Annotated in this window: 17 protein-coding genes; 6 read left to right on the plus strand and 11 right to left on the minus strand. The window is 72.1% G+C overall.

Translation table 11 applies throughout. The features are described 5' to 3' along the window. Window positions 1–9 precede the first annotated feature (9 nt). Both WME75_RS40040 and WME75_RS40045 read right to left on the minus strand, forming a co-directional pair. On the minus strand, window positions 10–1,107 hold the full coding sequence (locus WME75_RS40040; RefSeq protein WP_437481930.1) for an ABC transporter permease: 1,098 nt from the start codon (window positions 1,105–1,107) through the stop codon (window positions 10–12). Window positions 1,108–1,126: 19 nt separating this feature from the next. After that, window positions 1,127–2,170 carry a BMP family lipoprotein gene (locus WME75_RS40045; protein ID WP_437481932.1) on the minus strand — a complete coding sequence of 348 codons (1,044 nt, stop codon included), beginning with the start codon at window positions 2,168–2,170 and terminating at the stop codon, window positions 1,127–1,129. Window positions 2,171–2,504: 334 nt separating this feature from the next. Between WME75_RS40045 and WME75_RS40050 the strand changes: the two genes are divergently transcribed. The 5 genes from WME75_RS40050 to WME75_RS40070 all read left to right on the plus strand — a co-directional run bounded on the left by WME75_RS40050 (window position 2,505) and on the right by WME75_RS40070 (window position 7,312). Further along, a complete protein-coding gene (locus tag WME75_RS40050; protein WP_437481935.1) occupies window positions 2,505–3,089 on the plus strand; it encodes a hypothetical protein in 585 nt (194 codons plus the stop codon). 5 nt (window positions 3,090–3,094) lie between these two features. Next, entirely contained in the window at window positions 3,095–4,378 is a 1,284-nt protein-coding gene (locus tag WME75_RS40055) for a c-type cytochrome (RefSeq protein WP_437481937.1), read from the plus strand. Between the two features lie 330 nt (window positions 4,379–4,708). After that, window positions 4,709–6,178, plus strand: a complete 1,470-nt coding sequence (locus WME75_RS40060) for a sensor histidine kinase (protein ID WP_437481939.1) — start codon at window positions 4,709–4,711, stop codon at window positions 6,176–6,178. Between the two features lie 14 nt (window positions 6,179–6,192). Continuing rightward, the gene (locus WME75_RS40065; protein ID WP_437481941.1) at window positions 6,193–6,567 is read left to right on the plus strand and encodes a response regulator; all 375 of its coding nucleotides are present in this window, start codon (window positions 6,193–6,195) and stop codon (window positions 6,565–6,567) included. Window positions 6,568–6,691: 124 nt separating this feature from the next. Beyond that, window positions 6,692–7,312, plus strand: a complete 621-nt coding sequence (locus WME75_RS40070) for a DUF1349 domain-containing protein (protein ID WP_437481943.1) — start codon at window positions 6,692–6,694, stop codon at window positions 7,310–7,312. A gap of 25 nt (window positions 7,313–7,337) precedes the next feature. On the opposite strand, the gene WME75_RS40075 is transcribed toward WME75_RS40070, so the two are convergent. The 9 genes from WME75_RS40075 to WME75_RS40115 all read right to left on the minus strand — a co-directional run bounded on the left by WME75_RS40075 (window position 7,338) and on the right by WME75_RS40115 (window position 20,797). Beyond that, window positions 7,338–7,898, minus strand: coding sequence for an NADPH-dependent FMN reductase (locus tag WME75_RS40075; protein ID WP_437481945.1), 561 nt, complete (start codon window positions 7,896–7,898; stop codon window positions 7,338–7,340). Between the two features lie 237 nt (window positions 7,899–8,135). Next, window positions 8,136–9,584: a phospholipase D-like domain-containing protein gene (locus tag WME75_RS40080; RefSeq protein ID WP_437481947.1), complete on the minus strand. Its 1,449-nt coding sequence runs from the start codon at window positions 9,582–9,584 to the stop codon at window positions 8,136–8,138. Between the two features lie 177 nt (window positions 9,585–9,761). Continuing rightward, on the minus strand, window positions 9,762–10,310 hold the full coding sequence (locus tag WME75_RS40085; protein ID WP_437481949.1) for a hypothetical protein: 549 nt from the start codon (window positions 10,308–10,310) through the stop codon (window positions 9,762–9,764). A 284-nt stretch (window positions 10,311–10,594) separates the two neighbouring features. Then, window positions 10,595–11,515: a response regulator gene (locus tag WME75_RS40090; RefSeq protein WP_437481951.1), complete on the minus strand. Its 921-nt coding sequence runs from the start codon at window positions 11,513–11,515 to the stop codon at window positions 10,595–10,597. A 27-nt stretch (window positions 11,516–11,542) separates the two neighbouring features. Continuing rightward, entirely contained in the window at window positions 11,543–14,413 is a 2,871-nt protein-coding gene (locus WME75_RS40095) for a response regulator (RefSeq protein WP_437481954.1), read from the minus strand. A gap of 232 nt (window positions 14,414–14,645) precedes the next feature. Next, a complete protein-coding gene (locus WME75_RS40100; RefSeq protein WP_437481956.1) occupies window positions 14,646–15,506 on the minus strand; it encodes a sugar ABC transporter permease in 861 nt (286 codons plus the stop codon). Next, entirely contained in the window at window positions 15,503–17,758 is a 2,256-nt protein-coding gene (locus WME75_RS40105) for an extracellular solute-binding protein (RefSeq protein ID WP_437481959.1), read from the minus strand. The genes WME75_RS40100 and WME75_RS40105 overlap by 4 nt, the downstream gene beginning before the upstream one ends. 8 nt (window positions 17,759–17,766) lie before the next feature. Further along, a complete protein-coding gene (locus WME75_RS40110; protein ID WP_437481962.1) occupies window positions 17,767–18,846 on the minus strand; it encodes an ABC transporter ATP-binding protein in 1,080 nt (359 codons plus the stop codon). Window positions 18,847–18,886: 40 nt separating this feature from the next. Beyond that, on the minus strand, window positions 18,887–20,797 hold the full coding sequence (locus WME75_RS40115; protein ID WP_437481965.1) for an alpha-amylase family glycosyl hydrolase: 1,911 nt from the start codon (window positions 20,795–20,797) through the stop codon (window positions 18,887–18,889). 715 nt (window positions 20,798–21,512) lie between these two features. On the opposite strand from WME75_RS40115, the gene WME75_RS40120 reads away from it, so the two are divergent. After that, window positions 21,513–25,046, plus strand: a complete 3,534-nt coding sequence (locus WME75_RS40120) for an AAA-like domain-containing protein (RefSeq protein ID WP_437481968.1) — start codon at window positions 21,513–21,515, stop codon at window positions 25,044–25,046. Window positions 25,047–25,217: the final 171 nt, after the last annotated feature.

Genomic DNA, 25,217 nt, shown 5'->3' on the forward strand with positions numbered 1-25,217 from the left:
CTTCGCCCTCTAGCCGCCCCACCCGCGCGTGAGCACGAGCCGCTCGCCGCGGGCGCGGACGCGGTAGATGCGGCGGACCAGGGTGTCCGCCGCGACGAAGAGCAGGATCAGCGCCTGGATGACCGAGATCACGTCGATGGGGACCTGCGTGAGGTACTGCATCCGGGTCGCGCCGCTGCGCATCGCGCTGAACAGGAGCGCCGCGAGCACCGTGCCGCCGGGGTGCGCCTTGCCGAGGAGGGCGATGGCGATCGCGTCGAAGCCGTAGCCCTGCGAGAACCCGAGCTCGTGCCGGTGGTGCAGCGCGCTCACCTCGATGGCGCCCGCCACCCCGGCGAGGCCGCCCGAGAGCGCCATGGTCACGATCACGGTGCGGCCGACCCGGACGCCGGCGTAGCGCGCGGCGTCCGGGCTCTGCCCGGCGGTGCGGATCTCGAAGCCGAAGGCCGTCCGCTGCAGCACCCAGCCGACGAGCGCCGCCGCGAGCAGGGCGAGCGGGAAGCCCCAGTGCAGCCGGAAGCCGTCGACGAGCGCCGGGACGCGCGCGCTCTCGTCGATGAGCGGCGTGCGGGACAGGACGTTGGCCGCCGTGGGATCCTTCATCGGGCCGTTCAGCAGGAAGCTGACCACGTTGAGGGCGACGTAGTTGAGCATGATCGTGCTGATCACCTCGTGTCCGCCGGCGCGCGCCTTGATCCACCCGGGCACCGCGGCCCACAGCCCGCCGGCCAGCGCGCCGAGGAGCAACGTCAGCGGGACGTGCAGCGCCGCGGGCAGGCCGCCGCCGACGAGCCGCGGCAGCCAGTGGCCCGCCCAGGCGGCGGACAGCGCCCCGAACGCGAGCTGCCCCTCGGCCCCGATGTTGAACAGGCCCCCTCGGAAGGCCAGCGAGACCGACAGGCCGGCCAGGATGTACGGCGTCGCCCACACGAGCGTCTCGCTCACCGCCCGCGGCGACCCGAACGCGCCCTCGAGCATGCCGGCGTAGGCCTCGAGCGGGTTGCCCCCGGCCAGGGCGATGAGGACGCCGCCCAGGACCATCGCGGTGAACACCGAGAGGGCCGGCAGGAGCAGCGGCGCGAACAGCCGGCTCAGCTTGTCTCGCATCCTCGGCAGCTCGGGGCGATCACGGTTGCCCCTTGGCGTCCTTGGTGGGCGAAACCGTCGTCTTGAGCGTCCCGTCGAGGAGCCCTCTCCGGAGCTCCTCCATCTTCGTCTTCACCTCGGGCGGGACCTTGCTGTCGAGATCGTGATACGGCGCGTACCCCGATTTGCCCTCGAAGTTCCCGGCCGGCAGCTTGCCTTCCTTGGCCATCTTGATGAGGTCGAAGGTGCCCTCGGTGATGAGCTTGACGGCGCTGGAGAGGAGGACCTTCTGGGCCTCGGGCACCGTGTAGTACTGATCTGTGTCGACGCCGATGGCATAGACGCCCTTCGTGGCCGCGCCGAGCAGCGCGCCGTTGCCCGTCTTGCCGCCGCCGCCGAAGACGATGTCGATGCCCTTGTCGATCATCGAGACGGCGGTCGTCTTCCCCCACTCGGGATCGGTGAACGTCTTATCGAAGCCAACGTCGTTGTGGTAGACGACGCTGATCTCGATGTCCGGCTTGACGTGGCGCGCCCCGGCGCGGAAGCCCTCGCCGAAGCGATAGACGGGCGGGACGGCGTCGGTGGCGAGCACGCCGCCGATCTTCCCCGACTTTGTCATCATCGCGGCCAGCGCCCCGACGAGGAAGCCGCCGTGGTCCTCCGGGAAGATCAGGCCCACGACGTTCGGCTTCTGGGTCGCCTGGAACTGGTCGATGCCGATGAACTTGACGCCCTTGAACTGCTCGGCCGCGGCGTGCGTCGCCTCGGTGAGCCCGAAGCCCGACGTGATGACAACGTCGTAGTGCTCCTCGGCGAAGGTCCCGATGTTCTTTGGGTAATCCTTCGGATCCGTCGTCTCGATGTACTGCGTCGTGGCGCCGAGCTCCTTCTGCGCCCGCTGGATCGCCTCCCAGGCCGACTGGTTGAACGACTTGTCGTCGATCTTGCCCATGTCGGTGACGAGGCCCACGCAGAACACCTCGGGGCTCGCGCAGTCCGCCCTCTTGCTGCGGGTGCACGCCGGGAGCGCGCTGGCGAGGGCCAGCAGGACCGCGATCGCGAGGCGCCGCTTCTTCAACATGCCGGATCTCCTTGTGGAAGGCCGCATTGGACACCGGGCAGCGCACCAAGGCAACCCGGCGATCGAGCTCATGCGCGCACCTTTGCGCACATCGACCCGGCGGACCGAGCCGATGTGCGCAGAAGATGGCGCGATCGAGGAGCAACTTTTTTTTGCGGGGCGTTGTCACAGCCGATCGGCGGCGCCCGACATGCGACGGGGCGCGCCGACGCAGCCTGCCCGAGGAGGTCCTTCCATGAATGGTCCCGCCGTTCGACTCACGCTTTTTTGTGCGCTCATCGCGTCCGCCCTCGTCCCTTCGGGGGACGCGTCGGCCTGCGGTGGTGAGGAGATCATGCCCGCGATCGATCACCGGGTGATGGGGGTCGCCCAGGCCGAGCAGGCCCTGCGCGACGGCCGGGTCGCGGCGGCCGCGGGGAGCGTGATCCGGATGTTCCCCGAGATCCGGCGGATCTCCCACGACAGCGACCCGCTGCTCAACCGGGCCTTCCGCGTCCTCGCCGTGGCCACCGCGCGCGCGGACGGAGCGCTGAAGGTCCGCGCCGAGCTGCCGCGCGAGCTGCTCGAGACGTGGGGCGGGGCGTCGGCCGAGGAGCGCAAGGCGAACGTCGACTGGTCGATCCGCGCGCTGCGCCGGCTGAACGAGCAGCGGAAGAACGAGCCCGCGCTCCAGACCGACCTGGGCGAGGCGCTCGCCAGGGCGCCGGAGCACCGCGGCGAGGCGCTGCAGCTGCTCGCCGGCCTGGCGGAGAAGGACCTCCTGGCGAGCCCGGAGGCGTACGCGGCGCTGGCGCGGCTGCGCGCGCTGTCCGGGGACAGCGCGGGGCACGACGCGGCGGTCGGCCGGTGCGAGACGATGGCGAAGGACACGGCCCTCTGTAGAACGAGCCGCGCGATCGACCCGCGCCCGCAGAGCTGACGCCGATGCGCGCCCGTCCGCTGCTCGCCGCGCTCGTGGCGCTCGCCTCGGGCGCCGCCGCGTGCACCTCCGAGGACGCGCGGGGGCCCGAGCCCGCCGCGCCGCTCTCCGCGGGCGGCGGCGTCGCGGCGGCCGCTGCCGGCGCCGCGTCCGCCGTCGCCGCGGCGCCGGCCGGCGACCCGGCGCAGGGGCAGCGGCTCGTCGCCGAGTACCAGTGCAACCGCTGCCACGACGGGACCGGGCAGGCGCCCGCGCCGCGCGAGGCCCACTGCGTCCAGTGCCATCAGGACATCGCGGCGGGGCGGTTCCAGGCGCCGGCCGCGGCGATGAAGCGGTGGAACGAGAACCTCGTGCAGCTGCGCGACGTCCCGTCGCTCGCCGCCGCCGGCGACCGGCTGCGGCGCGACTGGATCCGCGGGTTCCTGCTCTCGCCGCACGACCTCCGCCCGCGCCTGCACGCGACGATGCCGCGGCTCGCGATCGGGCCCGAGCAGGCGAGCGACATCGCGGCCTACCTCACGCGCGATCGCGGCGAGCGGCCGCGCGAGCCGCTGGAGAACGCGAGCGCGGCCCGGGGGCGCGAGCTCTACGAGGCCAAGGGGTGCGGGACCTGCCACGCCTTCACCGGGGCGGCCGGGCTGACGGCGGTCGCGCCGGTGAAGGCGATGGAGAAGGAGACGCGCGCCGCGGTCGCCCTGGCGCCGGATCTGCGGCACGCGCGCGACCGGATGGAGCCCGCGGACCTCGTCGCGTGGGTGCTCGATCCCGGGGCGATCAAGCCGGGCACGCCGATGCCCCAGGTCCCGATGTCGCCCGCCGAGGCGCGGGACATCGCGGCCTTCCTCGTGACCGCACAGCTCTCGCCGCGGGCGCCGGCGAGCGCGCCGACGAGGCTGCCGCCGCTGTCGCGGCGGGTGACCTACGACGAGGTGGACCGCAGGGTATTTCGCGGCACGTGCAGGCACTGCCACTCCGAGCCGGACTACGCGCTCGGCGACGGCGGGCCGGGGAACACGGGCGGGTTCGGGTTCAAGCCGCGCGGGCTGAACCTCGCCACGTACGAGGGGATCGCGGCGGGCTACGTCGACGATCAGGGCGAGCGGCGGAGCGTCTTCTCCCGCGGGCCGGACGGCGTCCCGCGCCTCGTCGCCGCGCTCCTGGCGCGGCAAGCAGAGGAGGCCGACCGCGCGGATCCTGCGGTGCGCGGGATGCCGCTCGGGCTGCCCGCGCTCGGTCCGGAGGAGATCCAGCTCGTCGAGAGCTGGATCGCGCAGGGGCGCCCGCAGTAGCGCGCGCGACGGGGCGCAGCGCGGCGAGGCGACGAACCGGCGTCAGGCGGGGATGCCTGCCTGTCGCGCGCGCCCGGCCGCCCGCGACTGGCTCCCGACAGGTGTGGACGACCGCAGTGAGGGCGATCCATGCGCCGTACGGCGTCGATGGATGGACCCTGCGGCGAGGGACCGGGGCCGGGCGATCGCCAAGGCCGGTTCGACGTTGCCGGTTGCCGTGGTGCCCACCTTGCTTTCACGGCGACACCGAGGAGCTGGCCGATGTCTCGGTGGTCTCAACGTGCTCAGCACGCGGGCTCGCCTCCGAGCGACGGGGGCAACGCGCATCCGATGAAGATGTCCATCGGCAGGCGCCTCTCCCTGCTCGTGCTGAGCCAGCTGCTCCTGGCCGCCCTGGGCATCATCACGTCCATCGTCGCGTTCAGGCGGCTGACCGCCGAGGCCGCCTATCTGCGTCACTACATCTTCCCGCCGCTCGTCGTCATCAGCACCGGCATCGAGTCATCAAACGCGCTCTACGCCCTGCTCGCGCGGCCGTCATTGGACGTCTCGGAGGACGCCCGGACGCCGATCCTGAGGCTCCGATCCTTCATCGATCGGTACCAGCAGGACTGGTTGACGGCGACCTCGACCCTACCGGACGCCGTCCGGCTCCGCGCCGCGCTCCAGCGAGCCGGGGAGCTCAGGCTGCTGGAGAAAGAGCGCGAGGCGGTGAACCTCATCGCCTCCGTCGTGACGAGCCTCGAGCGCACGACCGGGCTTGTCGGTCCGGCGCCGGCCGCGCCCTCCTTGCGGCGCACCGACGTGGAGGACCTCAGCGCCGCCCTTGTCCAGCTGAACAAGATCAACCTGCGCTACATGGAAGTCGCTTACGGCGCCTACGACGACAACCGGCGGGTCATCCTCCTCCTTTTCCTGGCCGTCGGCCTCGCGGGTATCACAGCGGCGTTGCTCTTCGGCCTCGCCGTACGCCGCGCGATCGCGCCGCGTGTCCGCCGGATGGTGGCCGCCGTCCAGCGCTTTCGCGAGCGCGGCGACTACGAGCCGCTCGGGGATTGGGGCGACGACGAGCTCGCCGTGCTCGCCCACACGCTGAACACGAGCTTCAAGGCCATCGCCGAGCGCGACAAGGATCGCGACCGGTTCCTCGCCGTCGCCGCGCACGAGCTGAAGACGCCGCTCACCATCATGAAGGGGTTCTCGCAGGTCGCGCTCACCCACCGGCACGACGCCGCCGTCCGCGAGCGCGCCCTCGCGATCATCGATCGCCAGACGACGCGCCTCGGCCGCCTCGTCCACGATCTCCTGTGGTCGGCGCGCATGTCCGGAGGCGAGCTCCCCTTCAAGCCCGAGGCGATCGACATCGAGGACCTCGCCCGCCGCGTGATCGGAGAGTTCGAGCTCGCGGCCAAGGATCACATGATTCACCTGGTACCCCGCGGAGACGCGCAGCTCCTGGGCGATCCCGAGCTCCTCGAGCAGGCCCTCTGGAGCCTGCTCGTTCAGGCGGTGGCGGTCGCGCTGGAGCACGAGCCGGTGCTGATCAAGATCGACGCCGCCTCCGCCTCGCGTGTGCTCATCACGATCGAGGTCCGGGGCGGGAACGATCTCCCGGAGGACCTCGGGAAGCTGCTGGAGCCCTTCGCCGTCGTCGCGTTCGAGGGACGGCGTGACGAGCCGCGCAGCACGGGCATCGGCCTCTACCTCGTCCAGGGGATCGCCCGGCTCCACGGCGCGAGCTTCTGGATCGAGCGGAGGCCCGGGGAGCTCATGGTCTTTTCGCTGGAACTCCGACGCTAGCTGGCAGAGGGAACATGCTGCGAAACCGCGTGCTGGTGATCGACGATGACCCTGATTTCCGGGAGCTCATCGCCCTCAGCCTGAACGAGTGGGGGCTCCAATGCATCCAGGTCGCCGACTGTGCCCAGGCGCTCCCGCTGCTCGAGCGCGAGCGCGACCGGCTGCGGGTGGTGCTGTGCGACTACTTCATGCCCGGGCTCTCTCCCTGCGATTGCGTGAAGGCGATCCGTGAACGGGTCGATCCGGGGGTGTGCGTGGTGCTCGTGAGCGCGGCGGTGGACATCTCGGAGCTCGCCGCGGACCTCGGGCTCGCGCGGTTCCTCGCCAAACCCTTCGATCTCGACCAGCTCCACGACGCGGTGCTCGGCCCGCGCGCGCCCTCGGCGTGAGCGGCCGCGCGAGCAGCGCAGCTGGATCGCGCGATGGCGCCCGCAGGTGCGGCGCCGTCCGTGGTAGGCTCCTGGCCCGCGCACGGGCGGATCGCACGAGGTGCGGCTCGCGGAGGACGGCGTCATGACAGGGCAGCTTCTGGAAGAGGGCTTTACCACGCTCGGAATCGACCCGCGGCTCACGTGGCGCAACCCGCCGGCGCGCTGGGGGGTGGATCCAGAGCGGAGCGTGCTGGTGGTCGAGCCCGGCGCGAAGACCGACTACTGGCAGCGGACGCACTACGGCTTCCGCACCGACAACGGGCCGTTCCTCTTCACCCGCAAAGGCGGCGACTTCGTGATGACCTGCCATGTGCGGTTCCGGCCCGCGCACAAGTACGACCAGGCCGGGCTCATGGTGCGGATCGCGGCGTCGTGCTGGTTGAAGACGTCGGTCGAGTTCGAGCCGGACGGCCCGAGCCGGCTCGGCGCGGTGGTCACCAACGCGGGCTACAGCGACTGGTCGACCCAGCCGTTCCCCTCGGATCGCCGTGAGATCTGGCTGCGCGTCCGGCGGGAAGGGCCGGATTACCTCGTCGAGAGCTCGGACGACGGTGGGGCATGGACGCAGATCCGCATGGCCCACCTGCACGAGGACGACGGCGCGCGCGAGGTGGAGTGCGGCCTCTACGCTTGCAGCCCGACGGGCGACGGCTTCGTGGCGGAGTTCGACCTGCTCCGGATCGCGCCGGGGCGCGCGGCGTGAGCTCCCGCGGCGCGGGGCGTGTGGCTCACTTGTTACGGACAGTCTTCATCGCACCGGCCCACGGGAGCAGCTGGTCGAGCAGCTTGCCGACGGACGCCTCGTGGCGGGGGTTGGGCTTGAAAACGCTGAAATTCTCGAAGTCGTCGAACAGAGAGAGCGTGACCTGCGCGCGCACGTCCGCGACCTGGAGCTCGGCCATCACGAGCCGGAGGTGCTCGACGGCGCGGACGCCTCCCGCGCTGCCATAGCTCACGAAGCCAGCCGCCTTGTTGTTCCACTCCTTGTACAGGTAATCGATGGCGTTCTTGAGCGCCCCCGAGGTGCCGTGATTGTACTCCGGCGTGACGAACACGAAGGCGTCGAACGGGTCGATCTTTGCCGCCCACGCCTTTGTGTGAGGCTTTGTGTACTGCCCCATCGACGGGGGCGCCGGCTCGTCGAGCAGCGGCAGGTCGAAATCCTTTATATCGACGAGCTCGTAGTCGGCGCCGCCCTTCTTCGTCGCCACGCCGTGCACCCACTTCGCGACGGCCTCGCCGTTGCGGCCCGGCCGCGTGCTCCCCAGGATGATCGCCACCTTCAACATGTCTGCGCTCCAGGCAATGGCCCCTCTCCGATCGAGCCAACGGGCGGCGTGATGCTCATTCCCACGACACCCGGTGAAGAGGAGGGACCGTTCGAGGCTACTGCCAGCTCGAGGCGACTACCAGCCAGGTTTCGCGTTTCCCGTTTCGCGAGAGTGCACGTCCCGTACCGCCCGCGTGTCGCGTGGGCCGGCCGGAGCGCAGCAGGCAGAACAGTGACGCTGGCGAGCTCGACCGCGTCACGGCGCGCGCGGCGATGAAGCAGCAGCCCTGGCTCTGCGAGCGAGGGTCACATACTTGATGAGCAGGCTGAGCGCTGACCACAGCGCGAGCACGGCGAGGGGCCAGGCGAGCAAGCGCGGAAAGCACAGGGCGACCGCCGCGCCGCCGAGGAGCAAGAGCGCTCCGCCGAGCAGGATCGCGCCGTCGGCCGCGCCGAGGACACGGCGGTTCGTCATCGCCGCGCCCACGGTGTTCGCGAGGCGCAACGCGCCCGCGGCGGAGCGCCCGGTCCCGGCTCCCTGCAGGCGGCGCTTTCTGTCGTGGCGCGCGCGACGCCGCGCGTGGAGGACGATCTCGGTCGCGCCGCGGAGATCTTCCTCGTATTGCGCCTGCATGCGCCCGGCGAACTCCTCGTCCTCGATCGTCACGTCGATCTCGCAGTTTTCCAGCCAGCTCGCGACGTTGAGGTTGCTCGATCCCACGCGCGCCCAGCGGCCATCGGCCACCGCGGTCTTCGCGTGGAGCATCGAGCCATTCCACTCGTAGACGCGCACCCCGGCTTCGAGCAGCGGGCGATAGCCGGCCCGCGACAGGGCGCCGACGGCCGGAACATCGCTCGTGCCCGGGACGAGCAGGCGCACGTCCACTCCATCGCGCGCCGCCGCCGTGAGCGCCTGGACGTAGGGCGCGACGCCGACGAAGTACGCATCCGTCAGCCAGAGTGTCCTCTGCGCCAGCGCGGCGACCAGCTGATCGAGCCGGTAGAGCCCGGTCGTGCTCGGCAACTTCGCCACAACGCGCAAGTCCATGGGGCCGACCGCCGGCGGGATCCCTGTGAGCACAGGCAGGTCGGCGGGCAGGCCTTGACCGAGGCTCGCCCAGTTGTCGGCGAAGGCATCGGCGAGCGCGCGCACCGCAGGCCCCCGCACGGCGATGCCTGTGTCGCGCCACGGCGGCACGCCGCGCGCCGCGTCGCCGAGCCATCTGCCGCTGACGCAGACGCCGGAGACGAAGCCGACCTCGGCGTCGACGACGAGCAGCTTGCGATGATCGCGCGCCACCCAGCCGAACGGGCTGGTGAAGCTGAACGGATTGTAGGTGCGGACCTCCCCGCCCGCCGCGCGCAGCTGGGTCCAGAAGTGGTCCGCCGACGCGCCCAGGCACCCGAACCAGTCGCGGACCACGCTGACGTGGACGCCCGCCGCGGCGCGCTCGCTGAGCGCGTCGCGGAGCTCGCGCGCCAGCGCGTCGTCGTCGAAGATGTAGTTCTCGAGCAGGATCGAGGTGCGCGCGACCCGTATCGCGGCAAGCCAGGCGTCGAAGTTCGCTCGGCCGTCGATCAGCAGATCGACCGCGTTGCCACCGATGAGCGGCGCGCCGGCGACGCGACTGAAGGTTTGCCGCGCGACGGCGCGCAGCGGTGCGTTCGTCGGGGGGATGCGTGCAGGGACGCGAGCGGCGACCATGGCACACATTCAATGCCAGAGTTTCGGTGCCCCGTCGCGCACCGCGGCGACGATGTTCCCCCCCGGGCGGTCCTCCACGTGGAGGGGGCGAGCCACGTGAGGGGCTCGACGTCCAGGCCGGTCAGGCCTCTCTCCACGGCGAGATCATCGGCCCTCGGCGCGCAGGAGGGCGCCGCTTCACCTGGGCGTGCACCCCCGCGAGAGCTGCAAGAGCGGTCCCGGCGTACAGGTGTCGAGTCCCAGCTTGAGCTCCTTGACCAGACGGTCGAGGTTCTCCAGAGGCGCCGGTGCGTTCGGGTACTCGTACTGGTGCGATGTCAAAAGGTCGTCGCGCTGCAGGCTCACGCGGGTCGCGCCGCCGTCGGCGCAGTCGGGGCAACCGTAGCGCGCGTCGAGCGGCACTCCGCCCAGCGCGCCCTCGACCTCCGCGACGTGGCGCGACCCTTTGTCCGTCAGCGTCGCGGAGTTCGAGCGGCGGCAGTCCCCCTGGCGCGTGCAGGCCTTCAACTCGAGCGCCGCACCGTCTCGGGACACCGTCGTGATGCACTCGCCCGCGCAGAACCCGAAAGAGAACTCCGTGGAGAGCCACACCCCGTCGGCCCCCGGCGCCGCGCTCAGCTGCTGCTGTGCAGACGCTTGCTCCTCCCCGGAGCTCGCAATGCAACCGGCGCCGAACGAGAGACCCAGGACCAAAGCAACGACGCTGACCCTCGTGGACGTTTTCATGCCCTACACTGAAGCAACCACCATGCCCGAGCGGGCACATCCCCAGCGACCAGCGCTCTGCCGCACACCCGAGCTGAGCAGCAGCGGAGTGACTCCCCTGAGCTCAGGAGGATATCGAACAGGCCAACCTGTGGCTCGGTTCGACACATCTCTCACGGCCTTCCACAGGCCTTCAGACCTCCACCGCCCGAAGACGACCCCGCGCCGAGCGGCCCGCTGGAATTGCCCACCGCCGGAGTCGGTGGCCACCGGCTCGCCTTTCCCGCGGACACCTCGCCGGCGCCTCAGCCGCCCGGATCGCTCGGCTCATGGTCCGACCCCGAGCGGCACCGCATCACCATGTGGATCTCGTTGCCCTTCTCGTTGTGCCGCACCTCGTCCATGAAGGTGCGGATCAGCATCAGGCCGCGGCCGCTCGGCTTGTCCAGGTTGGCGAGGTCGGTCGGGTCGGGCAGGTCGCGCGGGTCGAAGCCGGGGCCCTCGTCGCGCACCACGTAGGTCGCCTCGGTCCGCGTCTCCCGCGCCATGACGTGGACGCGCCGGTCGCGGTAGGGGCCCTCGGTCCGGCGCTGCTCGACGAGCACCGAGAAGGCGCTCGGATCCTCGTCGAGCAGCGTCGAGCTGACCTCGAGGTTGCCGTGCACGATCGCGTTCACGAGCGCCTCGCGCAGCGCCACCGCGACCTGGATCCGGCCCGTCTCGTCGCACAGGCGCATCCGGCCCAGGCTCTGCTCGATGTGGCCCACAAGCGCGGGCACCTTCGCCACGTCGTTGTCGAGCTCGAAATGGGACTCGGTCGCCGTCAGGCACGAGAGCAGCTGCTGCTCGCGCCGATCGAGCCGCGCCACCGCGAGGACGTTCTCGACCGTGTTCACGAGCTCCGCCGCGAGGTTCCGCTTCGCGACGTAGCTCGCGGCGCCGCGCCGGAGCGCCTGCACCGCGATCTCCTCGCTGCCGTGCGCCGTCATCAGGATCACCGGCAGGTACGGGTGCTCGCGGCGGATCGCCTCGACGAGCTCCAGGCCGTCCATCTCCGGCATCTGGAGATCGGTCAGCACGATCTCGGGCATCACCTTCGCGATCGCCTGGAGCGCCTCGACGCCGTTCTCGGCGTACATGGGCTCCATGCCGGCGCGCTTCTTCAGCAGGCTCCCGGAGAGGCGCCGATCCATCGGGGAGTCGTCCACCACGAGCACCCTCACCATCGCGTCACCTCGCCCTCGGAGCGCCGCTCATGCTGCACCGTCCGCCGGCGGCGCGGCGTCCGCCGGCGAGGCCTCGCGCACGAACGCGGCGAGCTCGGGGATCAGGCGATCGACCTGCGCCCGCAGCGCGAACTGCGCCTCGGCCAGGCTTCCGAGCTCGTTCGCGCGCGCCATCTTCTCCAGCGCGAAGGCGGCCTCGAACGCGCCCCGCGCGCCGAAGCTGTCGACCCCGCCCTTCAGGCTGTGCGCCGCCCGCTGGAGCCTGCGGGCGTCGCCGGCGGTCACCGCCTCGTCGATGTCGGCCATCCACCGCGGGCACTCCTCCAGGAAGACCTCGGCGAGCTCGCGCAGCAGGTCGGCGTCGCCGCCCGTCCGCTCCAGCGCCCGGGTGCGGTCGAACATCGGCCGGCTCGCGATCGAGGAGGGCGTGCCCTGCGGCCGCTCGTCCGAGCGGGTGCTCGGCGGCCCGCTGTCGACCGACGACGAGGGCACCGGCGAGTACGAGCTCGGCGCGCCGAGCGACAGGCGCGCCGGGTCCTCGACCTCCAGGGAAGAGGGCCCGGCGGCGAGCCGGTCGATCATGTCGTAGAGCTCCTCGACCTGCACCGGCTTCGAGACGTAGCCGTCGAAGCCCGCCCGGAGGCAGCGCTCGCGGTCGCCCTTCATCGCGTACGCGGTCACGACGATGAGCGGCATGTGCCCGCCCTCGCGCCGCTCGCGCGCGCGGACGACCCGCGCGGCCTGGAGGCCGTCCATCTCGGGCATCTCCACGTCGAGCAGGGCCACGTCGTACTGGCCGGTCGCGATCTTCTCGACGGCGAGCCGGCCGTTCTCGACGATGTGCACGTGGTGGCCCTGCCGCTCCAGCCAGCGGCGCATCAGCTTCTGGTTGATCGCGTTGTCCTCGGCCACGAGGACGCGCAGGCCGCGGGCGCGCGGCCCGGGCGCGGCGCGGCGCAGGTCGGCCGACCGGAGCGCGCTCCGCGTCGGGACGCCGAGAGCGTGGAACACGGCCTCCTGGAGGAGGGACGTCTTCACGGGCTTCGTGACCATGGCGAAGACGCCGAGATCGCGGCAGCGCGCGGCGTCCGCCTGCGCCGACGTGGAGCTGAGCATCATGAGGGTGCGCCCCTTCAAGATCTCGCGCCGCCGGCAGTGCTCGACCACGGCGAAGCCGTCGACCTTCGGCATGCGGGCGTCGACGATGGCGAGGCCGAACGAGGAGCTCGGCCCGACCGCGTTGCCCCCCGGCTTGCCCCAGGGCAGCGCCCACACGCCCGAGTCCTCGGAGAGCGCCGCGATCGCCGCCGCCCCCGAGTCGACCGGGACCGGCTTCATCCCCCAGCCCTCGATGGTCTCGGCGAGGATGCGCCGCGCGGTCGCGTTGTCGTCGGCGATGAGGACCCGCGTGCCGAGCAGATCCCGCGGCATCTGCAGGCGGCGCGACCGGGCGGCGCCGTCGAGCGCCCGGACCTGGAGCGTGAAGTGGAACACGCTGCCCTTGCCGACCTCGCTCTCGATCCAGATCTTGCCGCCCATCATCTCGACGAGGCGGGCGCAGATCGTGAGGCCGAGCCCCGTGCCGCCGTACTTGCGGGTGGTCGAGCCGTCCGCCTGCGCGAACGCGTCGAAGACGAGCCGCTGCTTGTCGGGGGCGACGCCGATGCCCGTGTCGATCACGCGCACGTGGAGCACCAGGGCGTCGCCGAGCGCCTCGCCCGCGTAGAGGCTGGGCGCGCTCTGGCGGTCCGCGCCGGCGTCCTCCTCGGCGGTGACGGGCGCGCGCGAGTCGACCTCGGCGCGGACGACGATCTCGCCGGCGTCGGTGAACTTCACCGCGTTGCTCACGAGGTTCACGAGGACCTGGCGCAGGCGCAGCGGGTCGCCGACGAGCGCCTCGGGCACGTCGGAGCCGACGTCGTAGGCGAGCTCGAGCCGCTTCTCGTGCGCGCGGAGCGCGAGCGTCTTCACGGCGTCGCCGATGATCTCGCTCGGGTCGAAGACGACGGGCTCGATCTCGAGCTTGCCGGCCTCGATCTTCGAGAAATCGAGGACGTCGTTGATGATGGCGAGGAGCGCGTCGGCCGAGATCTTGACCATCTCGAGGTACTCGCGCTGCTCCTGGCTGAGCTCGGTCTGGAGCGCGAGCGACGTCATGCCGATGATGCCGTTCATCGGGGTGCGGATCTCGTGGCTCACGCTGGCGAGGAACTCGCTCTTGGCGCGGCTCGCCGCCTCGGCGGCCTCCTTGGCCTGCTGGAGCTCGGCCTCGACCGCCTGGCGCTGCATGAGCAGGGCGCGCAGGCTCGCCGAGTGCTCGCGCTCGTTCTCGAGCGAGGCCTCGCCCATGGCGTCCGCGCGGCGCTTCGCGATGCTCGCCATCACCGCCATCGCGGGCGTGGTGACGGCGAAGACGATGACGCGGAGCAGGTTGTCGTCGTGGTACGAGAGCGGCGCGCCGGGCTCGGAGAAGTAGAGCGCGAAGTAGACGCACGAGACGAGCGCGGAGACGATGCCGCTCCACATGCCGCCGCTGAACGCCGCGAAGACGATGACCATCGAGAGGATCGCCGGCGGGTTCGGGACGCTCCAGTCGAGCGCGGCGTCGAGCGTGGCGACCGCGACGATGACGAGCAGCGCGAGCAGGGGCCCGAGCAGCGGCAGCCAGACCTTCTCCCAGGAGGGCCGGCCGAGGCGCCGCTGCAGCACGGCGGGGGCCGGCAGGAAGGCGCTGCGGCCGTCGAGATCGCCGCCGAGCGACAGGCGAGCGTCGCCGCCGAGCGACGGGCGCGCGTCGCCCCCCTGCGAGGGCCGGGCCTCGCCGCCCTGCGAAGGGCGGGGCTCCGCGTGGGGGGTCCCCGGCGCGGCGGCTGGCGAGGGAACCTCGGCCTTGGGCATGGCCTCCTGGAGATAGCGGGGTCGCGATCGGGCGTCCATGGGCGCGAGGGTGGGGTCAAGCGGACGGGTGCGCCGGGGCGGCGGGGGGTAGGCGGGGGGGTGCCGCGCGACCCCGAGCGCCGCGACGCCGCCGAGCGGCGCGGGTCGCGCCGTCGAGGGGGGGCGCGGCCGCTCCGGCGGAGCGCTCCGCAGGGGCGCGGCCGGGTCACGCGCTGGGAGGCTCACCCCTCCCTCACCCCTTCACGCCGCCCGTCGTCAGCCCCGCCACGAGGTGCCGCTGCACCAGGTAGAACGCCCCCATGACCGGCAGCGACACGAGCAGCGCCCCCGCCGCGAACCGCTCCCACTGCGCGTCGTGCTCGCCGATGTACCGCTGCAGCACCACCGGCAGCGTGAACATCTCCTCCTTGGAGAGCAGCGTCGCCGCGAGGATGAACTCGTTGTACGCCGTCATGATCGCGAACAGCGTCGTCACCGCGATGGCCGGCCGCGCCGCCGGGAGCACCACGCGGAGGAAGGCCTGGAAGCGCGTCGCCCCGTCGACCATCGCCGCCTCCTCCAGGTCGACAGGGATCGCCTCGAACGCCGCCCGGAGCTGGAAGATCGAGAACGGCACCGCCGTCGACGCGTAGCAGAGCACGAGCCCCGTCCGCGAGTTGAGCAGGCCCAGCGCGTCGAGCAGGAGGTACAGCGGGATCGCGCTCGCCACCGTCGGGAACATCTGCGTCGCGAGCAGCGCCCGCAGGCCGCGGTCCTTGCCGGCGAACCGGAAGCGCGCGAGCGCATACGCCGCCGGGACCGCGATGGTGACGCCGACTGCCGCGGTCGCGAGCGCCACGACGACCGAGTTGGCGAGCTGGCGGGGAAACAGCCAGATCGGCTCGCCGCCCACCTTCTGCGATGTCGTGACCACCGCCTCGAGGTGCTCGAGCGTCGGCTGGTTCGGGATCGGCAGCACCTCGGGCACCGGCGGGCGCACCCCCGAGAAGGCGATCGAGGCGACCCAGAGCACCGGGTACAGCGCGAACGCGACCGCCGCGAGCAGCGCGACGTGCACCGCGATCGACTCGACCGGAGAAGGCTTGCGCGTCATACGGCCTCCGTCGCCGCCACCGGGGCAGGCGTGGACCCGTCCGCCGCCCCGCCGCCCCGCGGGAGGATCGACCCGGGCGTCCGCCGCCAGCCCGAGGCCCGCGTGGCGAGGGTGAGCAGCAGGAAGATGAGCACCGAGTACGCCGCGGCATAGCCGTACTGGGCCTCGCGGGTGAACGCCCACCGGTACGCCTCGGAGACGAGGATGTCCGTGGTGCCGTCCGGATCGCCGCCGGACACGAGGAACACCACGTTGAACATGTTGAACGTCCAGATCGCGCCCAGCGTGACCGCCGGCGCGAGCACCGGCCGGATCAGGGGGAGCGTTATTTTCCAGAGACGCTGCCAGCGCGAGGCGCCGTCGACCTCGGCGGCCTCGAGCACCTCCTCGGGCACGGCGGTGAGGGCGCCGAGGGTGACCACCATCATGAACGGGAAGCCGAGCCAGACGTTGGTGGTCACGTTGGCCGTGAACGCGGTCGTGAAGCTCGAGAACCAGGCGATCGGCGCGATGCTGGTCCCGAACGCGGCGTTCACCGCCTCGATGAGGCCGGTCACGGCCCCGAACTGGCGGTGGAACATGCCCTTCCAGGACAGCGCGGTCACGTAGCTCGGCACGGCCCAGGGCACGATGAGGAGCACCCGGTAGACCGCGCGGAGGCGCAGCGTCGGGCGGTGCAGGAGCAGCGCCAGCGAGACGCCGAGGAGGACGTGAAAGAAGAGGTTCACCGCCGTCCAGAGCACGGTCACCGCGAGCACGAGGTAGAACGAGCCGCTCGCGAAGAGCGGCCCGCCGCGCGCCGTGAGGATGCTGATGAAGTTGGCGAGGCCGACGTACCGGAGGCCCTCGCCGCTGCCGGCGAAGAGCGACGTCGCCGCGCCGATGACGAGCGGCACGAGCACGAGCACGCCGATCGCGACGACGGCGTGCGCGACGTACCTGTAGGCCGGGAGCGATTGCCGGAGCGTGGGGCCGCGGACGGCGCCCTTCGCGGCGGAGACCCACCGGAGCACGAGGACGAGCGCGAGCGCGCCGAGCGCGACGAGGAGCGGCGCCGGCGAGGCGGGCGGGGGCAGCGGCCGGCGCACGTCGTCGAACCGGCGCTTCGCCTCGGAGAGCGCGACGTCGGGGGGCGCGTCGCCCCGCAGCACCTTGCGGATCGCGCGCGCGGACGGCTCCCAGGTCGAGCGCATCGCGGGCGAGGTCGGCATCGGGATGGCGACCTTGGCCTGCTCGGTGAAGGCCGCGATGAAGGCGTCGTCGGCCGGGACCGCCACGTCGTTCCGCACCGGCGGCGTGCGCGCGACCTCGAGCCGCGTGGCCGCGGCCGCCGCCCCGGCGAGGTGGCGCGCGAGCGCCCGCGCCTCGGCGCGCTGCGCGCCCTGGGGCGAGAGCATCACCGCCTCGACCGTCATGAACGGCCGCATCGGCCGGCCGGTCTCGCGCACCTTCGGGAGCGGGACGACGCGCGAGCTCCGCTTCGCCTCGTCCGTGAGGCCGCCCACGAACCACGGCCCGCTGATCACGAACGCCGCGCGGCCCGCGTTGAACAGGTCGGTCACGAGCGCGCCGTCGGCGTCCTCCGGGACGACCCGCCGCGCGATCAGCGAGCGGACGAGCTCGAGCGAGCGCTCCGGCCCCGGGCCAAAGAGGCCGAACTGGTCGTCCTCGTCGAGCATCGCGCCGCCGAACGCGGCGAGGATCGGCATGTGCGCGTAGGCGTTCGACGCCTCGTACACGAGCGGGTACACGCCCTGCGGCAGGGCGCCGGCGAGCGCCGCGATGTCCTCGAGGAAGGCCGGGGCCTCCTGGACGAGCGCGGTGTTCATGTAGAGCGCCATGCACTTCTGGCTGATCGGCAGGCCGAGGATCTCGCCCCCCTGCCGGACCGCCGCGAGCGCCGGCCCCTGGAACACCGCCTCGCCGTCCGCCTCGAGCGCGTCGCCCACGGGCGCGACGAGCTTGCGCGCGCCGTAGTCGCCGAGCCGCTCGTGGGCGTCGATGAACAGGTCGGGCCCCTGGCCCCTCGGGATCGCCGCCTGGAGCTTCGAGGCGTAGGCGTCGAACGGGACGGCGAGGAGCTCGACCTCCTCGCCCTGGAAGGCCGCGACGATGGCGCCGAGGGCCCTGGCCTCGTCGTCGCGGTAGGCGTGCCAGAGCCGGATCGGCGCCGCGACCGCGAGCGCGGGCACGAGGAGGACCAGGGCCAGCGCGGCGAGCGCGGGGCGACGGCGGCGGCGGCGGCTCGGCATGGGTCGACTCACGCCTCCCGGAGGGTCAGCCCGGAGTCCGCGTCGAACAGGTGCACCTGGCGGAGCGCGATCGTCACGGTGTCCCCCTTCGCCACGCGCGTCGCCGGGTCGAGGCGCGCCACGAACGGCGCCCCCGCGACGGTGCCGTGGGCGTACGACTCGGCCCCGAGCGCCTCGACGATCGTCACCTGGAACGGGGCGCCGCCCTCGCCCGAGGCGAGATCCACCTCGTGCGGGCGCACGCCGATCGTCACCCGCCGCCCGGACGAGAGCGCGCCCGGGAACTCGGCCGGGTCGACCTCGACAGCGAGGTCGCCCTGGGCCGCGACCCACCGGCCCTCGCGGCTCTCCATGCGCGCGTCGACGAAATTCATGGCCGGGCTGCCGAGGAAGCTCGCCACGAACTGGGTGCGCGGCCGGGCGAACACCTCGAGCGGCGGGCCCGACTGCTCGACGACGCCCTTGTTGAGCACGAAGATCTCGTCGGCGAGCGTCATGGCCTCGACCTGGTCGTGGGTGACGTAGACGCTCGTCGCGCCGAGCCGGTCGTGCAGCTTGCGGATGTCGACCCGCACCTGCGCGCGCAGGGCGGCGTCGAGGTTCGAGAGCGGCTCGTCGAACAGGAAGAGCTGCGCCCGCCGCACGATGGCCCGGCCCATGGCGACGCGCTGGCGCTGGCCGCCGGACAGCGCCCGGGGGTGCCGGTCGAGGAGCGGGCCGAGGCCGAGCATCTCGGACGCCTCCTTCACGCGCGCCTCGATCTCGGCGGGCGGCGTCTTCCGGAGCTTCAGGCCGAACGCGAGGTTCTCGCGCACCGTGAGGTGCGGGTAGAGGGCGTACGACTGGAACACCATGGCGATGTCGCGATCGCGCGGCTCCAGCCGCGTGACGTCGCGCCCGCCGAGCGCGATCGAGCCGTCGTCGGCCTCCTCGAGCCCGGCGAGCAGCCTGAGCAACGTCGACTTGCCGCAGCCGCTCGGGCCGACGAGGACGGCGAACGAGCCGTCGGGCACCTCCACGGAGACGCCGCGCAGCACGTGGGTCTGGCCGAATCGCTTGTTGAGTCCGCGCACTTTGACAGAGGCCATATTCTAAAGACTCTCGGAGGGGGAGGAGGGCTTCTGGGGATCAAAGACCCTGGATGACCTGGTCTTCCGGGATGAGCACCGCGCCGCTCACCGGCGGCAGCTCGACGGTGACGGCGCCGTTCGCGCCCACGCTATATGTCGTTTTCTCGGGCGAGAGCACGTCGACGAGCACGGTCCCCGGCCGGAGCGCGGTGGTCATCGCCTCCCCCTCGAAGCGCGTGGAGCTCGGCTTCCCGGGGTGCGTGTTCAGCACGACGAGCGCGTAATCGCCGTCGGCCTCGCCCCGCTCGAAGGCGAAGATCCCCGCGTCCTCGTCCCCTTCGCCCGTCCGCTCCGTCGACCAGCGCACCGTCTGCTCGCCGACCGTGAGCGCCCGGTAGCCCCTGCGCAGCGCCGTGAGCCGCTTGATCCACCGGAAGAGCGGGAGCTGGGTGTCGTAGCCGCTCGTCCAGAGATCCTCGCGGTTGGCCGGGTCGTTGCCGCCGCTGAAGCCCTGCTCGGTGCCGTAATAAAGGCACGGGATGCCGTCCTCGGTGAAGAGGAACAGGAGCGCGTTCCTCAGGGCCGCCTCGGGGTCGACCTGGAAGGGCGAGACGCCCGGGCCGTCGTAGAGGAAGCGCGGGACATCGTGGTTGTCGATGAAGTTCACGAGCGTCTTCAGCGGCGGCAGGCCCGTGCCGTTCGCGTTCGGCTTCGCTCCGTAGTTGGCCTCCCGCGCCGCCCAGAGCTGCTCGATCCGCCGCGTGGCCTGCGCGTCCCGGAAGACGTCGCGGAAGGCCTGGTAGTACTGGGAGAAATAGAAGACGCCGTCGACCATATCCCCCGTGATCGGCGCGGCGCCCGGACAGCCCCCCTCCGCCTCGCTGCCGTTCTCGCGATCGAGATCGCCGCCGAGCGCCTCGTCGTGCGGGTGGGCCGGGACATCGTGCCTCGTGAAGCTGCCGATGAGCTCGTCCCTGCCGTCGAAGGCCTCGCCGAACATGAAGAAGTGGGTCTTGCCCTTCTCCTTCAGCCGCAGCCGGACGTTCTGCGTGAAATAGCGCCAGAACTCGTGCTCGACGTGCTTCAGCGTGTCGATGCGGAACCCGTCGACGTCGGTGAGCTCGACCCATCGAACGAACACGTCGACCATCGTCCGCTTCACGTCGCAGCGGGCGGTGTCGATGTCCTTGAGCCCGCCCGGGAAGTCGCCGTGCACGAGCTGGTCGACGTCGTCGAAATCGAGGATGCGGCCCTTGCGGTTGTAGACCTCGGGGTCCTGGAAGAGCTCGGGCCGCGGCGGGAGGTGGTTTGTCGCGGGCTCGTGGCGAAAGACGATCGGCGCCGGGCCCGACGCGCCGAGCGACGTCCGCGCCTGGACGCCGCGGGGGTCGAAATCGGGGTCGTACTCGCTCACGTGCGCGATCTGCGACTGCCCGCCCTTGCCGCTGCCGTAGACGGCGTCGTCGGGGAGGCCGTTCTGGTTGATGTCGTAAAAGAACAGCTGGCCGACGTGGTTCGCCACGATATCGAGGATCACCTTCATCCCGCGGCCGTGGGCCGACGCGACGAGCCGGCGCAGCGACGCGAGGTCGCCGAAATGGGGGTTCAGCGCGGTGAAGTCCTGCGTCCAGTAGCCGTGGTATCCGTCGAAGCCGGCGTCGGTCTCGACGTTCTTGACGATCGGCGAGATCCAGAGCGCGGTGACGCCGAGCTCCTCGAGGTAGGGCAGCCGGTCCTCAAGCCCCTTCCAGTCGCCGCCGTGCCACCTGCCGAGCGCCGACGAGACCCGGGTGTTGTTGCCCGCGTCGCCGTCGGCGAAGCGGTCTATCAGCACCTGATAGATGATCTCCTCCCGCCAGTCGCTCACGTGCACCGCGAGCGAGACCTGCTGCGCGAGCCCCTCGTCAAACTGCATGCACCCCGCCGCGGGGAGCGCGAGGAGCGCGGCCCCGGCCGCCGCGCGCGCCATTCGCGCCATTCGCCAGAAAATTCCGTGTTTCAGCGCTCCCTGGCCGGACTCCTGAAGGGCGGAGCTGAGGTGTGTCGATCGCTGCGGGTCCATCGTAACCAACCTTAGCTCGGGGTGTTGGACCACCACCCCGAGATGGCCGCGGCCTCGCCGGGCAGCTCGGGCCGGGCGGCCGCCGTCGGCAGAAGGGCCACCGCTGCGGCTGGGGGCGGCGGAGGATTCTGGGCCTCTACGGCAGGAGCTTCAGGCGTATCAGGCAAAGCCGTAGTATCGGCAGGATTCTTCTGAGCCGCAGAGCGCAATGCGCACGGCAGCAGCGACATGGCCACCCGCGCGGCCACCACGCGATGCTCCCCCGCCCTCAACGCGCCTCGCACGGCGCGAACGCTACACCAGCAGCAGTGGCCGGGTCCACGATTTATGGACCTGGCAAGTGGGTTTTGCGACGCAACACAACGGACGCATACGCCCTCGCCGCGCGGCGATGAATGAGCCGAGGCGCGCGGCCACGGCCGAATCACGCGTCGCGCGCGCGCCGACAGCCGACAGAGGCCGCCGGCGGCGCCCGATCGCGTGTGCTCTGGCCACCCTGTCTGCGTGACACTCTCGTGAAGTCCAGGGCGCCGTTGCGAACCCTGTTGTTTCACCACGGACACGAGCGACGCGAAAACTCGTTTCGTTGACGGTCCCCGCGCAGCATGGCACCGTCATAATCGTGACCTTCTCGGCGCCTCCCGACCTCGTTCTGGCGAAGGCCAGCGCCGGAGAGCACGGGCGCCGGTTCCAGGCGGGCGGGACAGTAGGCGACGGCGCGATTTATATCGAGCGCTCCGCGGACACGGAGCTCTTCGAGGCGCTGCTGGGCGGAGAGCTCTGCTATGTGCTGTCGACCCGGCAGATCGGGAAATCCAGCCTGCGACTCCGGGTCTCGATGCGGCTCCGCGCCGAGCAGACGGAGTGCGCGAGCGTCGATCTCGGGGCGCTCGGCACCGACACCACCACGCCGGTGGGCTGGTACCTCGGGATCGCCTCGGAGATCGCCGAGCAGCTCGGGCTGGAGCCGCCGGACGAGTTCTGGGATGCGCACTGGCACCTCGGGCCGGTGCACTGCTGGCTACGCTGGCTCGAGGACGTCGTGCTCGTGGAGATCTCCTCGGCGATCGTCCTGTTCATCGACGAGGTCGACGCCACGCTGTCTCTTCCGTTCTCGCGCGACGACTTCTTCGCGGTCATCCGGGCCTGCGTGAACCGGCGCGCCGAGCGCCCGGCCAACGCCCGGCTGACCTTCTGCCTGCTCGGGGTGGCGGCGCCGTCGGAGCTCGTCCTGGATCCGGCGCGCACGCCGTTCAACATCGGCCGCTCGATCCGGCTCGACGACTTCACCCGCGCCGAGGCGCGGGCGTTCCGCGCGGGCCTGGAGGGGCTCGTGCCCGACCCCGACGCGCTGCTCGACGCGATCTTCGCGTGGACCTCGGGGCACCCCTACATGACCCAGCGGCTCTGCGCCGATCTCGTCGGAGAGCGGCGCGGCCTCGGCGTCGACGAGGCCGTGGAGCGGCGCTTCCTGGACCCGGGGCGGACCGAGGACCCGACCCTGCGCCACGCGGAGCGGTGCCTGGAGGCGCACGGGCCCCACCACGCGCACGCGCCGAAGCTCCTCCGCCTGTACAAGCAGCTGCTCGACGGCCACCCGGTGCCCGTGGACAGCGGCGATCCGGTCCAGGCGCTGCTGCGGCTCTCGGGGCTCTCCGCCGAGCGGGCGACGGCCGCGGGCGCGCCGTCCCTCGACGTGCGCAACCGCATCTTCCGCCGCGTCTTCGACCGGGCGTGGGTCGGGTCGCGCGAGGCGGAGCGGGGCGTCACGGAGCCGCTCGTGCGCTGGCTCTCGAACGGGCGGAACGACGATTTCCTCGTGGGCGGGGCGGCGCTCGCGGAGCTCACGTCGTGGTGCGACGGGCGGCGCGACATCTCGGCGGAGGAGCGGGCGTTCCTCGCCGCCTGCGCGCGGGCCGAGGGCCAGAAGCGGTCGATGCGGCGGCTCCTCACCGTGCTCGCCGTCGCCGTCACGCTGCTCGGCGGCCTGATCCTCGTGCTCCTCTGGCAGATGGGAGAGGAGGAGCACGCGCTGCTCCGGGCGCAGCAGGACTCGCGCGAGAAGGACGCCCGCCGCCTCGCGGCCCAGTCGGCGAAGGAGCTGTCCGACGGCCTGCAGGCGCGCGCGCGCCTGCTCGCCGTGGAGGCAGGCCTCGCCGCCAAGGCGAGCGGCCGCCCCGCGGGCGCCACCGTGGTGCAGGCGCTCGGCGACGCTGTCTGGGGCCCCGCCCTCCGCCAGGAGGTGCTCGGCGGGCACGGCGGCGCGGTCCACGACGCGACCTTCAGCCCCGACGGCCGCTTCGTGGCCACCGCCTCGGCGGACGGGGCCGCGCGGCTCTTCCGCCGCGGCGCGCGCGACGAGCCGGTCGTGCTGCGCGCCCACGACCCGGGGGGGGTCGTCGCCGTCGCCTTCAACCACGACGGGAGCCGCCTGGCCACCGCATCGACCGACGGCACGGTGCGCCTGTGGCACCCCGACGGCCGCCAGGACGGCGCGCTCCGCACCCGGGACGCCGCGCCGGCCAGCGTGGCGTTCAGCCCGGACGGCAGCCGCGTCGTCGCGGGGACCACGAACGGCGCGATCTACGTGTGGCGCCCCGGCATGGGGGACGAGCCGCCGCTCGTCGTGCCCCTGGGCGAGCGGCTCATCCGGCGCGCGGTCTTCAACCACGACGGCACCTGGATCCTCGCCACGGCCATCAGCGGGACGGTCTACGTCGTCCGCGCCGACGGGCACAGCGCCCCCGCAGCGCTCAAGGGGCACGGGCTGGGCGTCGAGGGCGCGAGCTACAGCCCCGTGGACGACCGCATCGTCCTCGCGGCGGGCGACGGGACGGCGCGCATCCTCCGGCCCGGCCACCGCGAGCCGCTCGTCCTCCGCGGGCACCAGGGCGCCGTGCGCAGCGCCGCCTTCAGCGCCGACGGCACGTCGGTCGTCACGGCCTCGGCCGACGGGATGGCCAGCATCTTCCGCGCCGACGGCAAGGGCACGCCGACGGTCCTCCAGGGCCACGAGGGGACCGTGAACAGCGCCGCCTTCAGCCACGACGGCAGGAGCATCGTCACCGCCTCGGACGACGGCACCGCGCGGGTATGGTGCCTCGACGCGCCGGGCGAGCCGCTGCTCCTCCACGGCCACACAGGGCCGCTGACCGCCATCGCCGTCAGCCACGACGGCAGCAAGATCGCCACCGCCGGGACCGACAAGACCGCCCGCATCTTCCGCGCCGACGGCTCGGGCGAGCCGGTCGTGCTGCGCGGGCACGAGGAGCACCTGCTCAGCGTCGATTTCAGCCCCGACGGCAACCGTCTCGTCACCGGCTCGGCCGACAAGACGGCGCGGGTGTGGCGCACCGACGGAAAAGGCCAGCCGGTCACGCTCGGCACCCACGACGACCGGGTGGTGGGCGTCGCGTTCAGCCCGGCCGGCACAAGGATCGTCACGACCTCGTGGAACGGCATCCTGCGCGTGTTCGAGGACGGGGTCCCGGGCGAGCCCGTCGAGCTGCGCGACGAGCGCGCGGGGCTGCTCAAGGCGGCGTTCAGCCCGGACGGCAAGCACATCGTGGCGACGTCGGGGCCCAACGTGAAGGTGTGGCCGGCGGACGGCCGTGGGGTCCCTCGCGTCCTCCCGTCGGGGTACGAGGACCGCGCGATCGCCGCGCTGGCGGTGAGCCCGGACGGGAGCCACATCGCGATCGCGGCGCTCGACGATGTCGTGCGGCTGCTCCGCACCGACGGCCAGGGCCAGCCGCTCGTCCTGAGCGGCCTCGGCGCGTCGGTCCGGACCGTGTCGTTCAGCAGCGACAGCGCGCGGGTGGTGGCCGTCTCGAGCGACGGCATCGCGCGGGTGCTCCCCGTCGACGGGCAGGGCGAGCCGATCACGCTCCGCGCCGGGGGGGTCACGCTGACGGACGCGGTGTTCAGCCCGGATGCCACCCGCGTCGTGACCGCCACGAACGACGGCGCCGCGCGCGTCTTCACGATCGCGGCCGAGCCGCTGATGACCCGCGCGTGCGCCTACGCCGGGCGCAACTTCACGCGCGAGGAATGGGCGCTGCTCATGCCCGACATCGACTACCGCGTCACCTGCCCCGAGTGGCCCGGCGCGCCCGAGCCGGACGCCGGCGCCGCGCCGCGCCCGATCGTGCGCTGAAGCGGTGATCGTGGGTGGCTGTCCGGGGTTGTCCGGAATGGCCCCCTATCGCCCGTTGTCGGCTGCACGCGTGAGTCGCACGCAGCCTCGCTGCCACCTCACGAACGCTTCGCCCACCTTTGTTCCGTGGGGGCGGACGATCCTGTCCTGGTTCGCGCTTGCACCGGGAAC

Source organism: Sorangium sp. So ce1014, assembly GCF_051521505.1.
GTDB lineage: Bacteria > Myxococcota_A > Polyangia > Polyangiales > Polyangiaceae > Sorangium.